A 22818-nucleotide genomic window follows, 5' to 3' on the forward strand; every position below is an offset into this window, starting at 1 on the left:
CGCGTTAAATCGTAGATCGAGCGCTCTAGGCCGCTTAATTGAGGTTTTCGACGAGCAGCGCATCGACCCGCTGGAAGCCACGTGGCAGTTTGTTACCACGACGACCACGCTCACCTTTGTAGTGTTCGAGGTCGTCCGCTTTCAGCGACAACGTACGTTTTCCGGCCTGAAGCACCAACGTGGCGCCCTCCGGCAGTACGGCGATGTCCGTGACATATTCTTCGCGACTGGCCACACGTTCACCGTTGATCCCGATGATTTTGTTGCCTTTACCCTTACCTAATTGTGGCAGATCACTGATCTTGAAGATCAGCAGGCGACCTTCGGTGGTCACCGAGGCCAGCCAATTGTTCTCGCGATCGGTCACCGGGCGCGGAAGAATGACCTTCGAATTGTTCGGCAAGCTCAACAACGCCTTGCCCGCCTTGTTCTTGGCTTGCAGGTCTTCACCCTTGACCACGAAGCCGTATCCGGCATCGGAGGCGATCACGTACAGCGAATCGTCTTCCGGCATCAGCACGCATTCGAAACTCGCCCCTGGCGGCGGCGTCAGGCGGCCGGTCAACGGCTCGCCCTGGCCACGGGCCGATGGCAGTGTGTGGGCCGCCACCGAATAACTGCGACCGGTGGAGTCGATAAACACTGCAAACTGGTTGGAGCGACCCGGTGCCAACGCCTTGAAACCATCCCCGGCCTTGTAGGAAAGCCCGGTGGCGTCGATCTCGTGGCCTTTGGCAGAACGCACCCAGCCTTTTTCCGACAGCACGACAGTCACTTTCTCGTTCGGCAGCAGATCGTGCTCGGTCAGGGCCTTGGCTTCGGTGCGCTCGACGATGGGCGAACGACGGTCGTCGCCATAGGTTTCGGCGTCCTTGATCAGCTCGGTACGTACCAGCTTTTTCAGCTTGGCTTCGCTGCTCAGCAGAGCCTGCAGCTTGGCCTGTTCCTTGAGCAGTTCATCCTGCTCGGCGCGCAGTTTCATCTCTTCCAGTCGCGCCAACTGACGCAAACGGGTGTCGAGAATGTAGTCGGCCTGGATTTCGCTCAAGGCGAACCGTGCGATCAGCGCGGCTTTCGGGTGTTCCTCGGTGCGGATGATGTGAATCACTTCATCCAGGTTGAGGTAGGCAATCAACAAACCGTCCAACAGGTGCAGGCGACGCTCGACCTTGTCGAGGCGGAATTGCAGGCGGCGACGCACGGTCTGCACGCGGAATTCCAGCCACTCGACCAGCAGCGCCCGCAGGTTTTTCAGCTGCGGTTTGCCGTCCAGGCCAATGATGTTGATGTTGACCCGGTAGCTCGACTCCAGCTCGGTGCTGGCGAACAGGTGTTGCATCAGCGCATCGTGGTCAAAGTTCTTCCGCGCGCCCGGAATGATCACGATCCGGCACGGGTTCTCGTGGTCGGATTCGTCGCGCAGGTCAGCGATCTGCGGGGCTTTGGACGGTTTGGCCTGCATCATCGCCGCGATCTGCTCCAGCACCTTGGCGCCCGAGACTTGATGCGGCAGCGCGGTGACGATGATGTCGCCGTCTTCGATGTGGTACACGGCGCGCATGCGCACCGACCCCTTGCCGGTTTCGTACATTTTCAGCAGATCGGCACGAGGCGTGATGATTTCCGCTTCGGTCGGGTAATCCGGGCCCTGAATGTGCTCGCAGAGCTGCTCGACCGTGGCTTTGGGTTCATCGAGCAAGCGCACGCAGGCTGTCGCGACTTCGCGCAGGTTGTGCGGCGGTACGTCGGTGGCCATGCCCACTGCGATGCCGGTGGTACCGTTGAGCAGGATATTCGGCAAACGTGCCGGCAACACCAGCGGCTCGTCGAGTGTACCGTCGAAGTTCGGCCCCCAGTCCGCCGTGCCCTGGCCCAGTTCGCTGAGCAGCACTTCGGAATAACGCGACAGCCGCGCCTCGGTGTAACGCATGGCGGCGAAGGACTTGGGATCATCCGGCGCACCCCAGTTACCCTGGCCGTCGACCAGCGTGTAGCGATAGCTGAACGGCTGGGCCATCAGGACCATGGCTTCGTAGCAGGCCGAATCGCCGTGCGGGTGGAATTTACCGAGCACGTCACCGACGGTACGCGCCGATTTCTTGTGCTTGGAATCGGCGTCCAGCCCCAACTCGCTCATCGCATAGATGATGCGCCGCTGTACCGGTTTCAGGCCGTCGCCGATATGTGGCAAGGCACGGTCCATGATCACGTACATGGAGTAGTTGAGGTAGGCATTTTCGGTGAAGTCAGCCAGTGACCGGCGTTCTACACCGTCCAGGCTGAGATCAAGGGAGTCGCTCATGCGGGCCTCATCGGTTCGTTGTCTGGCGCAGCAGCATGGTGCCACCGCGCTGGGTAAATTCAAGTTTGTTCAGCGCGCTCATACCGAGCAGCACTTGCTTGCCATCCAGGCCTGGCACGACGATGGCGCGCACATCACGCAGCACAATGTCGCCCAGTTGCAGCCGGTCGACGCGGGTTCGATAACCCTCGGTACGACCGTTGGCGGTGCTCAGGGTCACCCCGAAGCCTTGTTCCAGTTTCAGCCGTTCGGCCATTTGCGCCGGGATTGCCACATCGGTTGCCCCGGTATCCAGCATGAAATCCACCGGCTGGCCATTGATCTGGCCGCTGGCGACGAAGTGCCCCTGGGTGTTGCTGGCCAGTTTCACTTCAATAAAACCTTCGCCCTGCTCCGAGCTGACGACCACATTGGGATTTTGCTGCCGATCCTCCCACTGGCCGAAAAACCGCGTCGCCAGGAACAGCGCCGCGCACCAGGCCAGCAGCATGAACACCCGACCGGCACGCTTTCCCGGCGTTTGCTGGCTCACGGCTTGGCACTCCAGCCACCTTCAGGCGCGGCGAAGCGCCAAACGACCGGGCGAACCTCGCCATCGGCGCGGGCATCGTTGTTGTTGTCGGTGCCGACCCAGGCACCCTCGGCGTCGACAATCAACGCTTCAGTCAGACCAAACGGATTTTGATAGCGGCGGTGTTCCTGCAAGGCTTCATCGGCAAATGACCAGCAGCGCTCGACCTTGGCCGTCACCGGGTCGCGGCGGCAGATCTGGTAAGCGTTGCGTTCAAGGGTAAACAGCTTGCCGTTGAACAGCGATACATCGGCAAAGTCCCGAGTCACGGCTTTGGCCCGTGGAAACTGTGCCGGCTGCATTTCTTTCCCCGCCTCGCTCAGCAGCACGCAACCACCGTCGCAATCCCACACCGTCTGTTTGCGCTTGATCAGCAACAAGCCACGGCTTTGACGCTCGGCGGCGAGCCACAATTGATCGCCCGCCGGATTGATCGCCAGCCCCTCGAACAGCGCATTGAACTGCAACAGCATGCCACTGGCCCGAGCTTCGCGAACCAGCATCGGCGAGATCTTCAGCCAGGACGACGGCCCAACGGGCGGCACTTGCAGGATCGCGGCATGGGACTCGCTGACGATGTAGCGATTACCGGCGCTGTCGCAAGTGATGCCTTCAAAATCCAGGTCCCCGCCCCGTACAAACGCCGCGACCCAGGCCCGCGAACGCAACCCCCAGGGCAAACCGCTGTCCGGCACCGCCGGCACGCCGATGCCCACGGTTTCGGCCTGCCAGACCGTGTCGCGGGTATCGAGACGGTAGATCTGGTCATCGTCGCGATCGGAGACCGTCCACAAGTCTTTGCCGCACTGGGCCAGCCCCGACAGATTGCCGCCGCGCATGCCGTCGACGGGATGCTCGGACAACAGGCGCAACTGCGGTGCCGGTTCGGAAAGCGCCGAAACGGAGGTCAGAAGTAACGCACACGCCAGGGCAAAGCCAGCCCGCATCAGCCAAGAACCTCGGCGAGGTTGCCTTTGGATTCCAGCCAGGATTTGCGGTCACCGGCGCGTTTCTTCGCCAGCAGCATATCCATCATTTCCGAGGTCGCTTCGAAATCGTCCAGCGTCAACTGCACCAGACGCCGCGTGTTCGGGTCCATGGTGGTTTCGCGCAGTTGCGGCGGGTTCATTTCACCCAGGCCTTTGAATCGGGTGACCTGCGGCTTGCCGCGTTTCTTCTCGGCCACCAGGCGATCGAGAATGCCATCGCGCTCGGCTTCGTCGAGGGCGTAGTAAATCTCTTTGCCCAGGTCGATGCGGTACAGCGGCGGCATCGCGACGTAAACGTGACCGGCATCCACCAGCGGGCGGAAATGCTGGACGAACAAGGCGCAAAGCAAGGTGGCGATGTGCAGGCCGTCGGAGTCGGCGTCGGCGAGAATGCAGATCTTGCCGTAACGCAGCTGGCTCATGTCCGCCGCGCCCGGATCGACACCGATGGCCACGGCGATGTTGTGCACTTCCTGACTGGCCAGCACTTCGCTGCCGTCGACTTCCCAGGTGTTCAGAATCTTGCCGCGCAACGGCAGGATCGCCTGGAATTCCTTGTCCCGCGCTTGTTTGGCCGAACCGCCGGCGGAATCACCTTCCACCAGGAACAGCTCGGAACGCATCGGGTCTTGCCCGGCGCAGTCGGCGAGTTTGCCCGGCAATGCCGGCCCGGCGGTGATGCGCTTGCGCTCGACCTTCTTGCTGGCCTTGAGACGACGGCCGGCGTTGTTGATCGCCAGTTCCGCCAGCAGCATGCCGGTTTCCGGATGAGCGTTGAGCCACAGGCTGAACGCATCCTTGACCACACCGGAAACGAACGCCGCCGCTTCACGGGACGACAGACGTTCCTTGGTCTGGCCGGAGAACTGCGGTTCCTGCATTTTCATCGACAGCACGAACGCAATGCGTTCCCAGACGTCTTCCGGCGCCAGCTTCACACCGCGCGGCAACAGGCTGCGGAATTCGCAGAACTCGCGCATCGCATCGAGCAAGCCCTGACGCAGACCGTTGACGTGAGTGCCGCCCTGCGCCGTCGGGATCAGGTTGACGTAGCTTTCCTGCACGCTGTCGCCACCGTCCGGTAACCACAGCAGCGCCCAATCGACCGCTTCCTTGTTACCGGCCAGGCTGCCGCAGAACGGCTCGTCCGGCAGGCGTTCGAATTCGCTGACGGCGTCAACCAGGTAGGAGCGCAGGCCGTCTTCGTAATGCCATTCGACTTTCTCGCCGGTGGCCTTGTCTTCAAAACTGACCAGTAGCCCCGGGCACAGAACGGCCTTGGCCTTGAGCACGTGCTTGAGGCGGCTGATGGAGAATTTCGGTGAATCGAAGTACTTCGGGTCCGGGGCGAAGAACACGCTGGTGCCAGTGTTGCGCTTGCCGACGGTGCCGATCACTTCCAGCTCGGTTTTCTTGTAACCGTCGGCGAAAGTCATCTGGTATTCGTTGCCGTCGCGCTTCACGCGCACCCGGACTTCGGTCGACAAAGCGTTGACCACCGAAATACCCACCCCGTGCAGACCGCCGGAGAACTGGTAGTTCTTGTTGGAAAACTTGCCACCCGCATGAAGCTTGGTGAGGATCAGCTCGACGCCCGACACACCTTCTTCCGGGTGAATGTCCACCGGCATGCCACGGCCGTCATCGCTGACTTCCAGGGAGTGATCGGCGTGCAGGATGACCTGCACCGACGTTGCGTGCCCGGCCAAGGCTTCGTCGACGCTGTTGTCGATGACTTCCTGGGCGAGGTGGTTCGGCCGACTGGTGTCGGTGTACATGCCGGGGCGTTTGCGCACCGGGTCGAGGCCCGAGAGGACTTCGATGGCGTCTGCGTTATAAGAGCTAGCGCTGGGAGTGGCCATGGGGTCTCGTCGTCCGCCTGTCAAAAAAGTGTTCTGTGAAAAAGAGACGACGACTCACAGTGCTGTGAAATCGATCGCCTGATACAAATCTGCGCCGATACCGGCAAAACTCAGCATTGCCGGCAGTTGCGCGGCAAAACCCTGGAAACTATGGTCGCCGCCGGCCTGGATGCGCAAGGCACAGGCGCGGTAATACTGCTGGGCGAGGCGATAGTCCAGCGTTTCGTCGCCGGTCTGCAACCACACCTGATACCGCTGCGGATCCTGGGGCGCCGGCACTTCCAGCTCGGCCAGGGCCGTCACGTGGTCGTGGGTCAATTCCCAGGCCTCATCGGTATACAGGTTTTTCTGCGTCCCCAGATACCCGTCAAACATCCGGTGCGGACTGACGGCAGGGTTGATCAACAGGGCCTTGAGGCCATGGCGCTCGGCCAAGTGAGTCGCATAGTAGCCGCCGAGTGAGCTGCCTACCAGCAGTGGCCGCCCAAGCTCTTCAATCGCCTTGTTCAGCTGACCGATGGCTTCGCGCGGGTGGTGATGCAAGGCAGGAACGCGCAACTGATCGCTCAAACCCAGGCGGTCCATCACTTGCACCAACTGCGTGGCCTTTTTTGACGAAGGCGCGCTGTTGAAGCCGTGGATATAAAGGATCGAACCGGACATTTGAGCTCCCTGTGCGTCGGTAAAGAACGCGGAGTTTACAGGGAGTCGAGGGGATCGGGATATGCATGGCGGGCATGGGGGGCTGGGTAGACGCCATTGCGGGCAGCCTTGCTCCTACTGGGGAATGTCGGTACCTGCAAGAGATTGGTCGGCTGTCAGGCCGTCTTCGCGGGCGAGCCTCGCTCCTACAGTGGAATGGGTGTACCTGCAGGAGATTGGTTGGCTGTCAGGCCGCCTTCGCGGGCAAGCCTCGCTCCTACAGGGGGTTCGGTGTAAACGCTTCGCTCTTCACCACTCATTAGGCCGAGCGTTAGCTCGCCTGCTTTTGATCTTGATCTACCCGCCCCTTTCGGGAGGCTGAGTGGAGGTGTTCATCCGGGGAGTGGCGCGCAGCGCCGTTCGACGCAGTCGAACACGCTGCATGTAGGTCGTCGCGAAGCAGACCGGAGGGCAGTGTCCCCGGATGGATACCGGAGTGAAGGAACGCCGAGCCTTAGCGAGGGGCCGGACGCTTGGGGCGAGACTTTTTGGTTCCTTTTGGCTGGGCCGGCACTCCGGGCGTTTGACAAAAGGGACTCGCCGTAAGGGCGAAACCGCCAGCCGCCGTTACCGCAGAAACGGATATGTACCCGGCAAACAAGAACCTGGTCGGCTATCAGGCCGCCAAGTCCAAGATGAAAAGTCAGTACCCGTTCGACCCGAAATCAACCTGAAAATCAAACCCGGTGACCCGCTCAACACCCGTTTCAATCTGCCCATCCGGCAACAACCGCAACCAGCGATACCCCGGTGCCTGCTCTCCAACCTTGAAATCATCACTCCCAGGCTCAAACTGAATGCAAGTCGAAGGCGAAGCAATCAACCGCACCCCTTTGCGCTCCTGATCAACCTCCTGATGCACATGCCCCCACAAAACAGCACGCACCTGCGGAAAGCGATCCAGCACCGCAAACAAGGCCTCAGGATTACGCAAGCCGATAGGCTCCATCCACAAACAGCCGATCAACACCGGATGATGGTGAAAGCAGACCAGATGATGCCGCTCCGGCGCCTCACTCAACGAACGCGCCAGCAACTGCAACTGCTCATCCTGCAAATAGCCCGGCACCGACCCCGGCACCGCCGAATCCAGCAAAGTCACCCGCCAGTTACCGAGATCCACCACTTGCTCCAGCAACGCACTTTGCACCGCCGCCTCGGCCATGATCCGCGGTTCATCATGATTGCCAGGAATCCAGCGCGCCGGTGCATCGAGCTGCCGGGTCAGGTCGCGAAACAGCTGATAAGACTCCAGCGTCCCGTCCTGAGACAGATCACCGCTGGCAACGATCAGGTCAATCTGCGGCTGCTGCAGGCGCACCAGCTCAATGACCTTTTGCAGGCTGTCCCGGGTATTCATGCCCAGCAACTTCCCGTCCGCTTCGGCAAACAGATGGCTGTCGGACAGTTGCACCAGCAACGCCGAATCGGCGGTGGTCAATGTGGATACGCTCGGCAAGGCGTTCTCCCAGGCTGAATCACGGGATTGGATGAGTGCCGCAATTATGCTGGGGGACGATCAAAAGAGGAAACCTGTGAATCTGACGCAGTTCACACTCAGCGCACAACGGCGTACTCATGCCCACACGCCAGACAATGGCTCAGCCATTCACCCAGGAACATATTCAACTGGGCCTTTTCATCCGGCTGATGCATTGAGGCATTCGGGTAAGGATAGATGCCGCGAAAGCGTCGTGCATGTTCGGCGCTGACCACTTCGGCCATGCACGCATCGTGGTAGACCTGCACTTCCAGTTGCGGCACCGGCAGCCACGGCAGGCTATGTTCCTGGCGCACTTGCAGGGTCGTGGTGTACGGACAGACCTGCAGCACTTCGAGAGCCAGTACGCCGAGCATCTGGTCGCCGTGGGTCACGGCAATTCGCCGTGCCTCGGGTTCGTTGCGCATGTCCGGCAGCAGTCGCATGAGGCGCGCGTAGTTGGCCTCGCAGGAGGCTTGCAGCCCCACGAGGTCCACCCTGTAACGATCGCGCAGCTTGTTTACGACCATAGCCCCCTCACTTCAGCGCGGTTCAAGGCCAACCATTGCAAGGCAATGATGCTTGGCGCGTTGGCAATACGTCCGTCGCGGACGGCCTGCAAGGCATCTTCGAACGCCCAGACCGTAACGCGGATATCTTCTGCTTCTTCCTCCAGCCCATGCAGGCCGCCGACTCCGGTGCTGTCGCAACGCCCCAGGTACAAGTGCACAAATTCGTTGCTGCCGCCCGGCGATGGAAAGTATTTGGTCATCGGCCAGAGCGCCCCGAACACAAGCCCAGCTTCCTCCTGCGCCTCGCGGTGAGCAACTTCTTCCGGCACTTCATCCTTGTCGATCAGACCGGCGACCAGCTCGATCAGCCACGGGTTGTCGGTCTTGCCCATGGCGCCCACGCGAAACTGCTCGATCAGCACCACTTCATCGCGCTGCGGATCGTATGGCAACACGCACACCGCATCATGGCGAACAAACACTTCACGATTGATCTCGCGACTCATGCCACCGGCAAACAACTCATGGCGCAAGTGCACACGATCGAGCTTGTAGAAGCCCTCGTAGCACTTTTCGCGCCGAACGATATCAACGGCGGTCGGAATGGCGTTGGCAAAATCAGTCATGACAATCCTCGTTTACTGCAAATCCATGAAGAGGCTCCAACCTCGACTTCGCGCCATCCTAACGCGCCCGCGCCGTTTGATGCAGCCCCTTTCCCGTCAGCGAGATAGACGGTGAGGGCGAAACCAACTCTAATTAGCTTAGTGGCGAACTGACTGCTTCGTTGAGAGTCGAAGCGGATAACTTTTTGCCTTTCCCTGTTTTACGAAGGACGCCCATGTCGCTTTTTAAAATCGCCTCCGTGGCCGCAATTGCCCTGACCCTGGGTGCCTGCCAGAGTTTGTTCCAACCCAACTACCGAGCTCCGCTGGAAACTACCCGCGACGCCACCGAAACACTGAAACCGGGTTGCACGACGCCTGACTGCCCGCTGGTGAACATCGATACGCTGCGCTTCCCGGCCGAGCCTCAGCTTGACGGTATTGTCGAAAAGCGCCTGCTGCAAATGACCCACACCTCGCCCGAAGCCCCTGCGGCACCGACGCTGGCGGCCTATCGCGATGAGTTTTTGCGCACCGCTGGCCCGCGTAACAGCAGCTACCTGCAAGCCAAGGTACGTGAGCAGCATGACGGCTTGGTGATCGTCGAGTTTTCCAGCTACCTGGACACCGGCGGCGCACATGGCACACCAGGCCGCGGCTTCATCAACTATTCGCGCCAGCAGCATAAAGTGCTGACCTTGTCCGACATGTTGGTGCCGGGTCAGGAAGAGGCGTTCTGGAAAGCCGCGCAAGTGGCGCACAACAGCTGGCTGATCAGCACCAAGCTCGATCAGGAACCGGAGTTCGTGAAGCAGTGGCCGTTCCAGAAAACCCAGAATGTAGCGCTGACCTACGGCGGGGTGATCCTCAAGTACGAAGTGAGCACCATCGCGCCTTACGCGCTGGGCCACGTCGAACTGAAGATCCCCTACCCGCGCCTGAACGGCATTCTCAAGCCCGAGCTGTTTCCCGGCCGTAACTGAAGGCCCGGCCCAGCACTAGCTGGAGCAACCCTGCCAGAATCAACGACGGCAGGGTTGCGCCGATGTCCGGATACAGATTGGCCAACAAATGATAGGTGCTCACCCCGCCCAACCAGGCGAGCAGCGCCGGCCAGCGCAACGCGGCTGACGCCACCTGAGCACTGCGTTTGCGCAGAATGAAGTGATCCACCAGCACCACGCCGAACAGCGGCGCAAACACCGAACCGATCAACAGCAGGAAGTTCTGGTACTGCGCCAGTGGCGCCAGGCACGCAATCAGTGTGCAAATCACGCCGATGGCCAACGCAAGATGCTCGACTTTCAAGCGCAACAGAATTCCGCTGGAGACAGCCGCCGAGTGAATGTCGGCGAAGGCGTTTTCCGACTCGTCGAGCAGAATCAGCAGCAGCGGAATGCCCAGGCCTGCACCCGCCAGTGCCAACAACAAGGCATTCACTTCACCGCTCGGCGCGAACGCCAGGGTGTAGGCCACGCCGAGACTCATCAGCCAGAAGTTGCCGATAAAGAAGCCAATCGCTGTACCGCCGAACACGTTTTTCGCACGCTTGCCGAAGCGTGAGTAGTCGGCAATCAGCGGCAGCCACGACAGCGGCATCGCAATGGCAATGTCGAAGCCCACGGCGAAGGGCATCGAACCGTCACCGGCCTGTGCCCACAACGCGGTCAGATCGGCCTTGGCGAACAGGTTCCAGGTCAGCCAGATGCACGCGGCCAGCAGCAGCCAGATACCCCACTTGCGCAGGATTTGTCGCACGAACGTCAACGGACCGCTGACGGCCAGCAAGGTCGCCAAACCACCAAAAAATACGGTCCAGAGCAGTGGATTCGACAGCAGGCTGCCTTCACTGAACGCCCGCGCACCCAGCAAGCTGGCGGCGTCGCGCATCACGATGATTTCGAACGAACCCCAACCGATCAGTTGCAGCAGGTTCAGCACGGCCGGCAGGCTCGCGCCACGTTTGCCGAGGCTGAGTTTGAGCGCGGCCATCGACGACAGGCCGGTGTCGCTGCCGATCACGCCGACAGCGGCCAGCAGCAGAACGCCGACCAGGGTGCCGAGGAAGATCGCCAGCAACGAGCCGGACAGGCCCAGACCTGGCGCGAGCAAGGCGCCGGTCTGCAGCACCATCAGGCCGATGCCGAGGGAGAACCACAGGGAAAACAGATCGCGACCGCCAAAGACACGTTTGTCCATGGGCACCGCGATGTCGGGGGAATAAGTGCTGGGTTGAATGCTCAAGGGTGTTATCTCAATAAGAGCAGAGACAAGTTTCAAGCTGCAAGCTACAAGTTAGAAGCAAACCGCTTCTTCTTGCAGCTTGTCGCTTGTCGCTCGTGGCTAGATTTTCTTGTACAGCTGACTGCCTTCCTGCTTGAACCGCTCAGCCTGGTCCGCCAATCCCTGGGCGACTTCGGCGTCGACGGTTTCGATCCGTTGGTTAGCCGCGTATTCGCGGACTTCCTGGGTGATCTTCATCGAACAGAATTTCGGCCCGCACATGGAGCAGAAATGCGCGACCTTGGCCGAATCCTTCGGCAAGGTCTCATCGTGATACGAACGAGCGGTGTCGGGATCAAGGCCCAGGTTGAACTGGTCTTCCCAACGGAATTCGAATCGCGCCTTGCTCAAGGCGTTGTCGCGGATCTGCGCGCCCGGATGCCCTTTGGCCAGATCGGCGGCATGCGCGGCGATCTTGTAGGTGATAATCCCGGTCTTCACGTCATCCTTGTTCGGCAGGCCCAAGTGTTCCTTCGGCGTGACGTAGCAAAGCATGGCGCAACCGAACCAGCCGATCATCGCCGCACCGATACCCGAGGTGATGTGGTCGTAGCCCGGTGCGATGTCCGTGGTCAGCGGACCGAGGGTGTAGAACGGCGCCTCGTCGCAGCACTCGAGCTGCTTGTCCATGTTTTCCTTGATCAACTGCATCGGCACGTGGCCAGGGCCTTCGATCATGCATTGCACATCGTGCTTCCAGGCGATCTTGGTCAGCTCGCCGAGGGTTTCCAGCTCACCGAATTGCGCGGCGTCGTTGGCGTCGGCAATCGAGCCCGGACGCAGGCCATCACCCAGCGAGAAGCTGACGTCATAGGCCTTCATGATTTCGCAGATGTCTTCGAAATGGGTGTAGAGGAAGTTCTCTTTGTGGTGGGCCAGGCACCACTTGGCCATGATCGAGCCGCCACGGGAAACGATCCCGGTGACGCGCTTGGCGGTCAGCGGCACGTAGCGCAGCAACACGCCGGCGTGGATGGTGAAGTAGTCGACGCCCTGCTCGGCCTGTTCGATCAGCGTGTCGCGGAACAGCTCCCAGGTCAGGTCTTCGGCGGCGCCGCCGACTTTTTCCAACGCTTGATAGATCGGCACGGTACCGATAGGCACCGGCGAGTTACGGATGATCCACTCGCGGGTTTCGTGAATGTGCTTGCCGGTGGACAGGTCCATGACCGTGTCCGAACCCCAGCGAATGCCCCAGGTCAGTTTCGCCACTTCTTCTTCGATGGACGAACCCAAGGCGCTGTTGCCGATGTTGCCGTTGATCTTCACCAGGAAGTTACGGCCGATGATCATCGGTTCCAGTTCGGTGTGGTTGATGTTGGCCGGGATGATCGCGCGACCGCGGGCGATCTCGTCACGGACAAATTCAGGCGTAATGATTTTCGGCACGCTGGCACCGAAGCTGTGACCGGCGTGTTGCTGGTCCAGCAGCCCGGCGGCGCGAGCCACTTCGAGCTTCATGTTTTCGCGGATGGCGACGTATTCCATCTCGGCGGTAATGATGCCTTTGCGGGCGTAGTGCATCTGGCTGACGTTGGCCCCGGCCTTGGCGCGGCGCGGGTTGTTGACGTGGGCGAAACGCAGCTTGGTGAGTTCGGCGTCGGCGAGGCGTTCCTGGCCGAAGTTCGAGCTCAGGCCGGGCAGGCGCTCGGTGTCGCCACGGGATTCAATCCAAGGCGAGCGCACATCAGCCAGGCCCTTGCGCACGTCGATGATGACGTTGGGGTCGGTGTACGGGCCCGAGGTGTCGTACACAACGACAGGCGCGTTGATCTCGCCGCCGAAGTCGGTCGGGGTCACGTCGAGGCTGATTTCGCGCATCGGCACGAGGATGTCCGGGCGGGAACCCTGGACATAGATTTTTTGCGAGCGGGTAAACGGCTGAACCGATTGTTGATCGACTTGGGCCGAGTCACTCAGGTTCGTAGTGTTTTTTAGTTTTATCGTCATCACGGGCTCTCCAGACAGCATCCAGGCAGTGGAATTTTGTCGGAGCGAACCTGTAACGAATGGACGCGACCAATCAGCCATAACGAAGCCGTTGGTGCTGTGCTCAGTGCTCGAGGGGTGTTCGATTGTCGAACAACATCCCGGACGAAGCACAAGAGGACTCGCCGGGTGACGAGAAATCTTGTTCCCTACGCAGGCGCTAACCTGATCAGGTTCAACGGGATCCGAAATTATTCGATCTCAGCCTCATAGCAAGGCACCCCGACAAGAACCCGGCCAGTCTAGACACAACTGGCAAAGAACGCCAACACCGCGGTAAACACCATGATGAATGGCGCAATTACCGGATTGTTGCCGTGCTTGGCGACAATTACACTCGCCAAGCCATGCTGCGCCTTGACGCTGTATGGGCCGCGCCGTAGCCTTGGCGCTCAAATTATCAGCGTAATTTTAGGGATGGCCTCATGCTGCGCAACCTATCACTGGCCCTTGCCGTGTCTTGTGCGTCCAATGGAATGGCCTGGGCAGCAGAAGCGCCCTTATCGACCAAAACCGATCTGGTCAGCGTCTACCAGGAAGCGGTGGACAACAACGCCGACCTGGCTGCCGCCCGCGCCCAATACGGTGCCCAGAAAGAAGTGGTGCCCCAGGCCCGCGCCGGGCTGCTGCCCAATCTCTCGGGCGGCGCCGAGCTCGCCAACGTGCGCACCGCGATCGATCAGCCTTCGGCCACCGCCAACCGTAACGCTCATTCCTATCAAGCGACGTTGGCACAACCGCTGTTCCGTGCCGATCGCTGGTTCCAGTTCCAGGCCGCCAAGGACGTCAACGAACAGGCCGCGTTGCAACTCTCGGCAACTGAACAGAACCTGATCCTGCAGACAGCCGAAAGCTACTTCAACGTGCTGCGCACCCAGGACAACCTGGCCTCGACCAAGGCCGAGGAAGCCGCGTTCAAACGCCAGCTCGACCAGTCCAACGAGCGCTTCGATGTCGGCCTGTCGGACAAGACCGACGTGCTGCAGTCGCAAGCCAGCTACGACACGGCACGGGCCAACCGGATCCTCGCCCAGCGCCAGGTGGATGATGCGTTCGAAGCGTTGATCACCCTGACCAACCGCCAATACAACTCGATCCAGGGCATTGTCCACACACTGCCGATCCTGCCGCCATCACCGAATGATGCCAAGGCCTGGGTCGATACCGCGGCGAAGCAGAACCTTAATTTGCTGGCCAGCAATTACGCCGTCAGTGCAGCCGAAGAAACACTCAAGCAGCGCAAGGCGGGTCATGCACCGACCCTCGATGCCGTGGCGAAGTACGAAAAAGGTGATAACGACGCCTTGGGCTTCGGCAACCCGAACGCCTTTGGCCAGCCGTATGGCGGCAACGTCGAACAAACGACGGTGGGCCTGCAAGTGAACATCCCGATCTACAGTGGCGGCCTGATCAACTCCCAGGTGCGCCAATCGTATGCGCAACTGGACCAGTCCGAGCAGCAACGTGAATCCCTGCGCCGGCAAATCGTGGAAAGCACCCGCAACCTGCACCGGGCGGTGAACACCGACGTTGAGCAGGTGCAGGCACGCAAACAGTCGATCATCTCCAACCAGAGTGCGGTGGAAGCGACTGAAATCGGTTATCAGGTCGGCACGCGAAATATCGTTGACGTGCTGGATGCCCAGCGTCAGCTGTACACCTCGGTGCGCAACTACAACAACACCCGCTACGACTACATCCTCGACAACCTGCGTTTGAAGCAGGCTGCCGGCACGTTGAACCCGGGGGATTTGCAGGACCTGGCGCGTTATCTCAAGGCCGACTACAACCCGGACAAGGACTTCCTGCCACCGGATCTGGCGAAGGCTGCGGCGGCGCAGTTGAAGGCAAATCCAACGCAGTAAAAACCGGTTCTGTGGCCAGGGAGCTTGCTCCCGCTGGGCTGCGAAGCGGCCCCAACTCCTGCAACTCGCAGTTTCCTGACACACCGAGAAAGCCGGACTGACGACTGCTTCGCAGCCGAACGGGAGCAAGCTCCCTCGCCACAGGTATCAAGTCAAGTCGATCAACCGCCCCAACCCATCCAGTAGCCGCTGCAACGCGCCTTGATTGGTGCGCATCACTTTCAACCCAGCCTCCGCCATTCGCTGCGCATCGCGCGGCAATTCGAACAGCCGCTGTACCGCCAGCGCCAGGCCTTCGGCATCCTCCACTTCCTGCAACGCCCCGGCGCTGCGCAATTGTGCGGCGATTTCGAGGAAGTTGAACAGGTGCGGGCCGCACAGCACCGGTTTGGCCAGCGCCGCCGGTTCCAGCAGGTTATGCCCGCCGTTCGGCACCAGGCTGCCGCCGACAAACGCGCTGTCCGCCAAGGCATAAAGAAACAGCAACTCACCCATGGTGTCGCCCAGCAACACCGACGTATTAGCCGTGACCGGCTCGCCGGAGGAACGACGCACCGTGGCGAATCCCTGCTGCTGGCACAAGGCGAACACTGAGTTGAAACGCTCTGGATGACGCGGCACCAGAATCAGCAACGCATCGGGATGATTGGCCAGCAACTGACGATGGGCCGCCAGCACCACTTCGTCTTCACCTTCGTGAGTACTCGCGGCGATCCACACCGGGCGTTCCTGCGCCTGCCATTGCGCGCGCAATTCGGTGGCGCGCAGAAGCAATTGCGGATCGATGGTCAGGTCAAACTTGATCGAGCCGGTCACTTCGACAGTGTCCGCACGCGCACCCAGGTTAAGGAAGCGCTGAGCTTCGGCTTCGGTCTGCACCGCGAACAGGCTCATCTCGGCGAGCATCGGCTGGGTGAGTTTCCGGAAGCGGCCATAACCCTTGGCCGAACGTTCGGACAATCGCGCATTGGCCAACGCCACCGCAATCCCGCGCTTGGCGCACTGATGGATGTGGTTCGGCCAGAGTTCGGTCTCCATGATTACCGCCAGTTTCGGCTGGACCCGATCGAGAAACCGTGCTGCCGCGCACGGCAAGTCGTAAGGCAAATAGCAGTGCTGGATGCGCGGCTCGTTGGCAAACAGGGCATGGATGCGCTCCGAACCGGTCGGGGTCATGCAGGTCACGGTAATCGGCAGCTGTGGATAACGTTGCAGCAGGGCGCGAATCATCGGCGCTGCGGCAATGCTCTCGCCAACGGACACCGCGTGCACCCAGATGCCGCCCGGCTTCATCGTCGGCAGGCCGAGGGAGAAGCGTTCGCCAATGCGTTTGGCATACGCCGGCGCCTTGCGCGAACGCAGCCACAGCCGAATCGCTACCAATGGCAGCCCCAAGTAAAACAGCGCGGTGTAGAGAGTTCTATTCATGGCGGCGGAGTTTATCGTTTTTTTCGCCGATCGCCCGCAAATGCACGGCAAAACGTTCTGCCAGCCAACGAGCCGCCGGGCCGAGGGGTTCATCGCGGCGCCAGACCAGCTCAACAACCAGCGCCGGCGGGGTCCATTCGCTGTCCAGTTCGACCATCAGGTCCTGATACGCCGGGTACTGCACCACGTGCCGTGGCAGCCAGGCCCAGCCGAGGCCGCGCACCAGCCATTCGGCCATCACATAGAAGCTGTCGGCCCGCCAAACCTGCGGGCTGGCCGGCTCACTGCCGGGATAGACACTGGACTGGGTGGACATCAGCAGCTGGCGGTGCTGCGCCAGTTGCTGACAATCAACCTGCGCCTGTTTCGCCAATGGATGACCGACGCCGCATACGGTGAGCATTTCGACGCTGCCGAGCACCCGACGCTCAAGCGCTTCGGGGATCTGGTCGTGATAAAACAACAGTCCCAGATCGGCCCGACGCTCGACCAGTTTGCGCGCCACATCACCTTGAGCGGCACTGGTCAGCTGCACTTCAAGGCTGGGAAATTTGTCGGCCAGGGCTGCAAAGCTTTCGATGATCGGCTGATAGGGCATCGCCTCATCCTGAGCTACGCGCAAACGCGCTTCCTGTCCGCGCATCATCGCCAGCGCCCGGCCGTTCAGGCGCTCGCACTGACGCAAGACTTCCCGCGCCTCCTCCAGCAAGGCATTGCCGGCCTCGGTGAGTTTCGGCTGACGGCCGCTGCTGCGGTCGAACAGGCTGACGCCGAGGTCTTCCTCCAGCAGCGCAATCGAACTGCTGACCGCCGACTGCGCCTTGCGCTGAACCCGTGCTACGGCAGAAAACGAACGCTGCTCCGCTACGCTGACAAACAGGCGCAGCTGCTCCAGATTCCATTGCATGCTCATGAGTCAACCCATCTTCAGAACAGATAGGTAATGACTTTACCGCATCTGGAGAATCTCTAGAATGCCGAACTCAGACAGCAACACTTCACACGAGGATGCACCTATGACCGCTTACTACTACCTGGCCATTGCCATCTGCGCCGAAGTGATCGCGACCGTTTCAATGAAAGCCGTCAAAGGCTTCAGCACCCCGCTGCCGCTGATTCTGGTGATTGTCGGTTACGGCATTGCCTTCTGGATGCTGACCCTGGTGGTGCGCAGCGTTCCGGTGGGCGTCGCTTATGCGGTGTGGGCCGGTTTGGGCATCGTGATGGTCAGCATCGCGGCGCTGTTTATCTACGGGCAGAAACTGGATGTACCGGCGATGCTGGGGATGGCGTTGATCGTATTGGGCGTCGTCGTCATCCAGCTCTTCTCCAAAACCGCTGGCCACTGACTGTCACCCCAATCCCCTGTGGCGAGGGAGCTTGCTCCCGCTCGGCTGCGAAGCAGTCGTAAATAGCCTGATGCGGTTTATCTGAATAACCGCATCGTTAGATTTGGGGGCCGCTTCGCGACACAACGGGAGCAAGCTCCCTCGCCACAGGTCCTGCGTATAGCCTCTGTTGATCAGCAATAAAACCTCCAATCTTCGAGTCTGTATACTGCGCCCTCGTCTTGAACACTGAGGTCGCTGCATGCCATCCGTTATTTCCACCGACGTTCTGATTGTCGGCGCTGGTGTCGCCGGCCTCTGGCTGAATGCGCGCCTGCGCCGCCAGGGTTTTTCGACCGTGCTGGTGGAAAGCGCCAGCCTCGGCGGCGGGCAGAGTGTGAAGTCCCAGGGCATCATCCACGGCGGCGCCAAGTACGCGCTGCATGGCGCCCTGACCGGTGCCTCGGAAGCCATCGCCGACATGCCACGCCGCTGGCGTGAAGCCCTTGCCGGCGACGGCGAGCTGGATCTGACCGGCGTGCGCCTGCTGTCCGAAGCCCATTACCTCTGGTCCCCTGGCACCCTCGCTGGCAACCTCACCAGTTTCTTCGCCAGCAAAGCCGTGCGTGGCCGTGTCGATCAGGTCAAGGGCGACCAACTGCCGCCGGCCCTGCAAGACAAGCGCTTCAAGGGCAAGGTTTACCGATTGGCGGAACTGGTCATCGACGTGCCAAGCCTGATTCAGCGCCTGGCCGACCTGGCTGGTGATGGCCTGCTCGCCGGTCAGAAGATCGAACCGTTGCTGGAGGCCGGGGTTCTGGTGGGCCTGAAGGTCGACGGACGTGAGATCCGCGCCCAGCGCATCGTGCTCAGCGCCGGTGCCGGCACCGCGACGCTGCTCGACGCCCTGGGGCTGAGCCAGCCCGCCATGCAGCGCCGGCCGTTGCACATGATCATCGCCAAAGGCCCGAGCCTCAAACCGCTGTATGCCCACTGCCTGGGCGGCGGCACCAAACCGCGCCTGACCGTGACCACCCATCCTGCCGCCGATGGCCAATGGGTCTGGTACATGGGCGGCGATATCGCTGAAGCCGAAGGGGTTGCCCGTGAACCCGCCGAGCAAATCGCCACAGCGCAGAAAGAACTCGGCCAGTTGCTGCCATGGATCGACCTGAGCACCGCGCAATGGGCCACCTTGCGTGTGGATCGCGCCGAACCGCTGCAATCGGGACTGACGCGCCCGGACAATGCCTTCCTTGCCGAAGAAGGCCGGCTGCTGGTCGGTTGGCCGACCAAACTGGCACTGGCGCCGGACTTCGCCGACCGGGTCATCGCGTCTTTACAGCGTGACGGCATCCAGCCAAGCCATACAGCGCCGCTGCCCGACTTGCCAAAACCACCGATTTGCGTTCCAGCCTGGGAGCAACTGCTGCCATGAGCGTAAAGACCCTGCACGACCTGCATCGCCCCCTGGGCAGCACTGGCCTGATGGTTTCGCCCCTGGGCCTGGGCACGGTAAAACTGGGCCGCGACCAAGGCGTGAAATACCCCAACGGTTTCCAGATTCCCGGCGATGACGAAGCGCGCATGCTGCTCAAACTCGCGCGCGATATGGGCATTAACCTGATCGACACCGCCCCGGCTTATGGCCGCAGTGAAGAGCGCCTCGGCCCGCTGTTGCGTGGTCAGCGTGAGGACTGGGTGATCGTCAGCAAGGTCGGCGAAGAATTTGCCGACGGCCAGTCGAGTCACGACTTCAGCGCCGCCCATACTCGACGTTCAGTGGAGCGCAGCCTGCAACGCCTGGAAACAGATGTTATCGATCTGGTGCTGGTGCACTCCGACGGCAACGACCTGGCAATTCTCAATGACAGCGAGGTCTACGCGACCCTCGCCGCGCTCAAGGCCGAAGGCAAGATTCGCGGCTTCGGTTTTTCCGGCAAAACCGTCGAAGGGGGTTTGAAGGCTCTGGAACAGGGTGATTGCGCCATGGTCACCTACAATCTGAACGAACAGAGCGAGAAGCCGGTCATTGACTATGCTGCTGCTCACGGCAAAGCCATTCTGGTCAAAAAAGCCCTCGCCAGCGGTCACGTCTGCCTGAGTCCGGGCGTGGACCCGGTGCGCGCCAGCTTCGAGTTGTTGTTTGAACATCCGGGTGTTGCCAGTGCTATTGTCGGGACCATCAATCCGCTGCACCTCGCCCACAACGTCGCGACCGTTGCCCAGGTCCTACGTAGAAACTGATGCCGCCCACGCGGCCTTAAGCAGGAGCCGACATGCCGCGCACGCTCATAAGAAAGAACCCGAGCAACTTCAAGACCCTGCCGTTGTACGTCGAAGCGACTCCCGAAGGCTTGAGCTATCAGAGCGTCGGGATGCCGCTCAATTTCTCCCAGACCCTGCAACGTCGCCGCCCTGTGACGGTGCCCGACACTGAGCGCTTCTCGCTGGAACTGGCCAACCTTGGGGTCTCGGTGCGCCTGACCCTGCATTGGCAGAATCGCGATTACTGGGTCTTGGTGCGTCAACGCCGGCAAGACCGCGGCGATGTGGTGCTCAAGTTAATCTCCGGTTACGTGCCAGCCCACGAGCTGAACCTGCCACTGCATACGGCGATCCAGGAGATCGCCGAAGAGTGCCTGCTGGAAACCCCGGAAGGCTGGCTTGGCGGACGCTTCAATGACACCTGGCTGCCGGCGCCCTACTCCTCGGCGCTGCATTATCGCGAGGCATTACCCTTTCGCCTGACGCCGTTGTCCGGCTCCGCACGGCCTGTGCGTTGCGCCAAGATGCAGTTGATCGAACGTCCGCGGGCTTACGTGCATTTGCCGACGGCTTCGCTGCAATTGATTTATGACTTGCGCCTGGACGTACCCAAGGAAGCCAAGTCCCTGAGCCTGTTTCATGTCGATGAGCGACTGGAGGGCGATCAGCTGGTGGCCCGGCTCGATCGCAAGCGCCCCGATTTGTATTTGATGCCGCTGCAGGACGGCCAGCCGATGGCCGAGCTGTATACCTTGAAAAAGGATCAGCTGTACCCGGCGAGTACGCGCGGGCTGTACCTGGCAGAGAGTTTTGCCCAGCAGGAAGGCTGGCTGGTGCGCGATGAGCGGATTCGCTGGAAGGATTGGGTACGGCAGCAGGGATTGAGCCCGCCGGGGAAGGATTCGGGTCTGGCCCGGTTACGCGGGAAGGCGAAGCAATTGCTGAAGAAGATTGTGCCGCGTAAGGCAGTGCGATAGGAACAAGAGTGCTTGTGTGGCGAGGGAGCTTGCTCCCGCTCGGCTACGCAGTAGCCGCACCGGCTAACGAGTATTCCCTGAAATCACGCGGTGTATGGTTTTGGGGCCGCTTCGCAGCCCAGCGGGAGCAAGCTCCCTCACCACAGTGACCGCGTCGTCTTCAGTTATTGCGGATTTTTTCGACTATTGCGGTAGTCGAACTGTTTGCCACCAGCCCCAGCACTTTCACGGTTCCGCCGTAAGCGGTCACGATGTCCGCGCCGACCACCTGGTCGATCCCGTAATCCCCGCCCTTGACCAACACGTCCGGCTTGACCTCGCGCAGCAGGTTTTCAGGGGTGCCTTCAGGGAAGCTGATCACCCAATCCACGGCGCCCAGACCGGCCAGTACGGCCATGCGACGGTCGACGCTATTGATCGGACGACCCGGCCCTTTCAGGCGGCTGACCGAGGCATCGTCGTTGACCGCAACGATCAGACGATCGCCTTGGGCGCGTGCCTGCTCGAGGTAGGTCACGTGGCCGGCGTGCAGGATGTCGAAGCAGCCGTTGGTGAAAACAATCTTCTCTTTATGTGCTCGCGCATCGTCGACCGCCAGCAGCAACTGCTCAAGGCCCAGCACACCGCGCTCGGAACCTTCTTCGCGCTGGATGGCACGACGCAGTTCCGGGGCACTGATCGCCGCCGTACCGAGCTTGCCGACGACGATGCCCGCCGCCAGATTGGCCAGGGCCACCGCATGTGGCAGCTCTTCGCCTGCAGCAATCGCGGCCGCCAGCGTGGAAATCACCGTGTCGCCGGCACCGGTCACGTCGAACACTTCACGCGCACGAGCCGGCAGGTGCAGCGCCGGATGGTCCGGGCGCAACAAGGTCATGCCGTGCTCGCCACGGGTCACCAGCAACGCGCCGAGGTCCAGGTCGTGCATCAACTGCGCGCCCTTGCTGACCAGCTCATGCTCATCGGCGCAACCGCCAACGATGGTTTCGAATTCGCTGAGGTTCGGCGTGATCAAGCTCGCGCCACGGTAGATCGAGAAGTCCTTGCCCTTGGGATCGGCCAACACCGGAATGCCACGGGCACGGGCGGCCTGGATCAGCACCTGATGGTTTTTCAGTGCGCCTTTGCCGTAGTCGGACAGCACCAGCACCTTGATGCCTTCGAGCAGTTCGTCGACCTGCTCGCCCAGCGCCAGGGCGTCGGTGGCGAAGGGTTCTTCGAAGTCGATACGCAGCAATTGCTGGTGACGGCTCATGACCCGCAGCTTGACGATGGTCGGCTGGTGCGCAATGCGCTGGAACAATGCCCGCACGCCAGCGCCCTTGAGGCTATTGGCCAGGCTGTCGGCAGCTTCATCGTCGCCGGTCACGCCGACCAGCGAGGCCGGTGCGCCGAGGGCGGCAATGTTCAACGCAACGTTGGCGGCACCGCCCGGGCGGTCCTCGATTTGCTCGACCTTGACTACCGGCACCGGCGCCTCAGGGGAAATCCGTGAGGTACCACCATGCCAGTAACGGTCGAGCATGACATCGCCGACCACCAAGACAGGGGCTTGATCGAATCGCGGCATGGACAACTTCATGGAGCAACCCACATACAAAATGAACAGGGGCGCGATATTACCACAGGGTTGGCGCAGGCTTGCGCGACGGCTGCA

Annotated in this window: 19 protein-coding genes and 1 riboswitch; of the genes, 6 read left to right on the top strand and 13 right to left on the bottom strand. The window is 61.1% G+C overall.

The annotated features are described in order from the left end of the window. Positions 1-34: 34 nt before the first annotated feature. The 8 genes from parC to AB4N91_RS24320 form a co-directional block, all read right to left on the bottom strand. Positions 35-2302 (bottom strand): DNA topoisomerase IV subunit A, encoded by a 2268-nt coding sequence (gene parC / locus AB4N91_RS24285; RefSeq protein ID WP_010464231.1) that lies wholly within the window; start codon positions 2300-2302, stop codon positions 35-37. Between the two features lie 7 nt (positions 2303-2309). Further along, on the bottom strand, positions 2310-2834 hold the full coding sequence (locus tag AB4N91_RS24290) for a retropepsin-like aspartic protease family protein (protein ID WP_200667558.1): 525 nt from the start codon (positions 2832-2834) through the stop codon (positions 2310-2312). Next, positions 2831-3820 carry an esterase-like activity of phytase family protein gene (locus AB4N91_RS24295; RefSeq protein ID WP_460111835.1) on the bottom strand — a complete coding sequence of 330 codons (990 nt, stop codon included), beginning with the start codon at positions 3818-3820 and terminating at the stop codon, positions 2831-2833. Before AB4N91_RS24295 ends, AB4N91_RS24290 begins: the two co-directional genes overlap by 4 nt. Next, positions 3820-5724 (bottom strand): DNA topoisomerase IV subunit B, encoded by a 1905-nt coding sequence (parE, locus tag AB4N91_RS24300; RefSeq protein WP_460111836.1) that lies wholly within the window; start codon positions 5722-5724, stop codon positions 3820-3822. Before parE ends, AB4N91_RS24295 begins: the two co-directional genes overlap by 1 nt. Positions 5725-5778: 54 nt before the next feature. Then, positions 5779-6387, bottom strand: coding sequence for a YqiA/YcfP family alpha/beta fold hydrolase (locus tag AB4N91_RS24305; protein WP_083375184.1), 609 nt, complete (start codon positions 6385-6387; stop codon positions 5779-5781). A 682-nt stretch (positions 6388-7069) separates the two neighbouring features. Then, on the bottom strand, positions 7070-7885 hold the full coding sequence (cpdA, locus tag AB4N91_RS24310) for a 3',5'-cyclic-AMP phosphodiesterase (protein WP_077747668.1): 816 nt from the start codon (positions 7883-7885) through the stop codon (positions 7070-7072). A 98-nt stretch (positions 7886-7983) separates the two neighbouring features. After that, entirely contained in the window at positions 7984-8436 is a 453-nt protein-coding gene (locus AB4N91_RS24315) for a DUF1249 domain-containing protein (protein WP_008153350.1), read from the bottom strand. Then, positions 8427-9044 carry an NUDIX domain-containing protein gene (locus AB4N91_RS24320; protein WP_010464243.1) on the bottom strand — a complete coding sequence of 206 codons (618 nt, stop codon included), beginning with the start codon at positions 9042-9044 and terminating at the stop codon, positions 8427-8429. The genes AB4N91_RS24315 and AB4N91_RS24320 overlap by 10 nt, the downstream gene beginning before the upstream one ends. A 215-nt stretch (positions 9045-9259) precedes the next feature. Between AB4N91_RS24320 and AB4N91_RS24325 the strand changes: the two genes are divergently transcribed. After that, positions 9260-10006 carry an RsiV family protein gene (locus AB4N91_RS24325; protein ID WP_460111837.1) on the top strand — a complete coding sequence of 249 codons (747 nt, stop codon included), beginning with the start codon at positions 9260-9262 and terminating at the stop codon, positions 10004-10006. Here the strand turns inward: AB4N91_RS24325 and cytX are convergent. Together cytX and thiC are read right to left on the bottom strand one after the other, a co-directional pair. Further along, positions 9975-11267 carry a putative hydroxymethylpyrimidine transporter CytX gene (gene cytX, locus AB4N91_RS24330; RefSeq protein WP_010464248.1) on the bottom strand — a complete coding sequence of 431 codons (1293 nt, stop codon included), beginning with the start codon at positions 11265-11267 and terminating at the stop codon, positions 9975-9977. The genes AB4N91_RS24325 and cytX overlap by 32 nt on opposite strands. A gap of 99 nt (positions 11268-11366) precedes the next feature. Continuing rightward, the gene (gene thiC / locus AB4N91_RS24335; RefSeq protein ID WP_010464250.1) at positions 11367-13256 is read right to left on the bottom strand and encodes a phosphomethylpyrimidine synthase ThiC; all 1890 of its coding nucleotides are present in this window, start codon (positions 13254-13256) and stop codon (positions 11367-11369) included. Positions 13257-13424: 168 nt separating this feature from the next. Next, positions 13425-13530: riboswitch (TPP riboswitch) on the bottom strand. A 190-nt stretch (positions 13531-13720) separates the two neighbouring features. Between thiC and AB4N91_RS24340 the strand changes: the two genes are divergently transcribed. Next, entirely contained in the window at positions 13721-15160 is a 1440-nt protein-coding gene (locus AB4N91_RS24340; protein ID WP_083375188.1) for a TolC family outer membrane protein, read from the top strand. A 147-nt stretch (positions 15161-15307) separates the two neighbouring features. Here the strand turns inward: AB4N91_RS24340 and waaA are convergent, their stop codons facing one another. Then, entirely contained in the window at positions 15308-16588 is a 1281-nt protein-coding gene (waaA, locus tag AB4N91_RS24345) for a lipid IV(A) 3-deoxy-D-manno-octulosonic acid transferase (RefSeq protein ID WP_010464254.1), read from the bottom strand. Beyond that, complete coding sequence (locus AB4N91_RS24350; RefSeq protein WP_427701168.1) at positions 16581-17501, bottom strand: LysR family transcriptional regulator; 921 nt, start codon at positions 17499-17501, stop codon at positions 16581-16583. Before AB4N91_RS24350 ends, waaA begins: the two co-directional genes overlap by 8 nt. 103 nt (positions 17502-17604) lie before the next feature. On the opposite strand from AB4N91_RS24350, the gene AB4N91_RS24355 reads away from it, so the two are divergent. The 4 genes from AB4N91_RS24355 to AB4N91_RS24370 all read left to right on the top strand — a co-directional run bounded on the left by AB4N91_RS24355 (position 17605) and on the right by AB4N91_RS24370 (position 21161). Next, complete coding sequence (locus tag AB4N91_RS24355; protein ID WP_010464258.1) at positions 17605-17937, top strand: DMT family transporter; 333 nt, start codon at positions 17605-17607, stop codon at positions 17935-17937. Between the two features lie 241 nt (positions 17938-18178). Further along, positions 18179-19354, top strand: coding sequence for an NAD(P)/FAD-dependent oxidoreductase (locus tag AB4N91_RS24360; protein WP_077747664.1), 1176 nt, complete (start codon positions 18179-18181; stop codon positions 19352-19354). Continuing rightward, positions 19351-20163 carry an aldo/keto reductase gene (locus AB4N91_RS24365; protein WP_077747663.1) on the top strand — a complete coding sequence of 271 codons (813 nt, stop codon included), beginning with the start codon at positions 19351-19353 and terminating at the stop codon, positions 20161-20163. Before AB4N91_RS24360 ends, AB4N91_RS24365 begins: the two co-directional genes overlap by 4 nt. Before the next feature lie 32 nt (positions 20164-20195). Then, positions 20196-21161 (top strand): hypothetical protein, encoded by a 966-nt coding sequence (locus AB4N91_RS24370; protein ID WP_010464265.1) that lies wholly within the window; start codon positions 20196-20198, stop codon positions 21159-21161. Between the two features lie 160 nt (positions 21162-21321). Here AB4N91_RS24370 and hldE read toward each other — a convergent pair whose 3' ends face one another. Then, complete coding sequence (gene hldE, locus AB4N91_RS24375; RefSeq protein WP_010464267.1) at positions 21322-22743, bottom strand: bifunctional D-glycero-beta-D-manno-heptose-7-phosphate kinase/D-glycero-beta-D-manno-heptose 1-phosphate adenylyltransferase HldE; 1422 nt, start codon at positions 22741-22743, stop codon at positions 21322-21324. Positions 22744-22818: the final 75 nt, after the last annotated feature.

Source organism: Pseudomonas sp. H3_D04, from assembly GCF_054669175.1.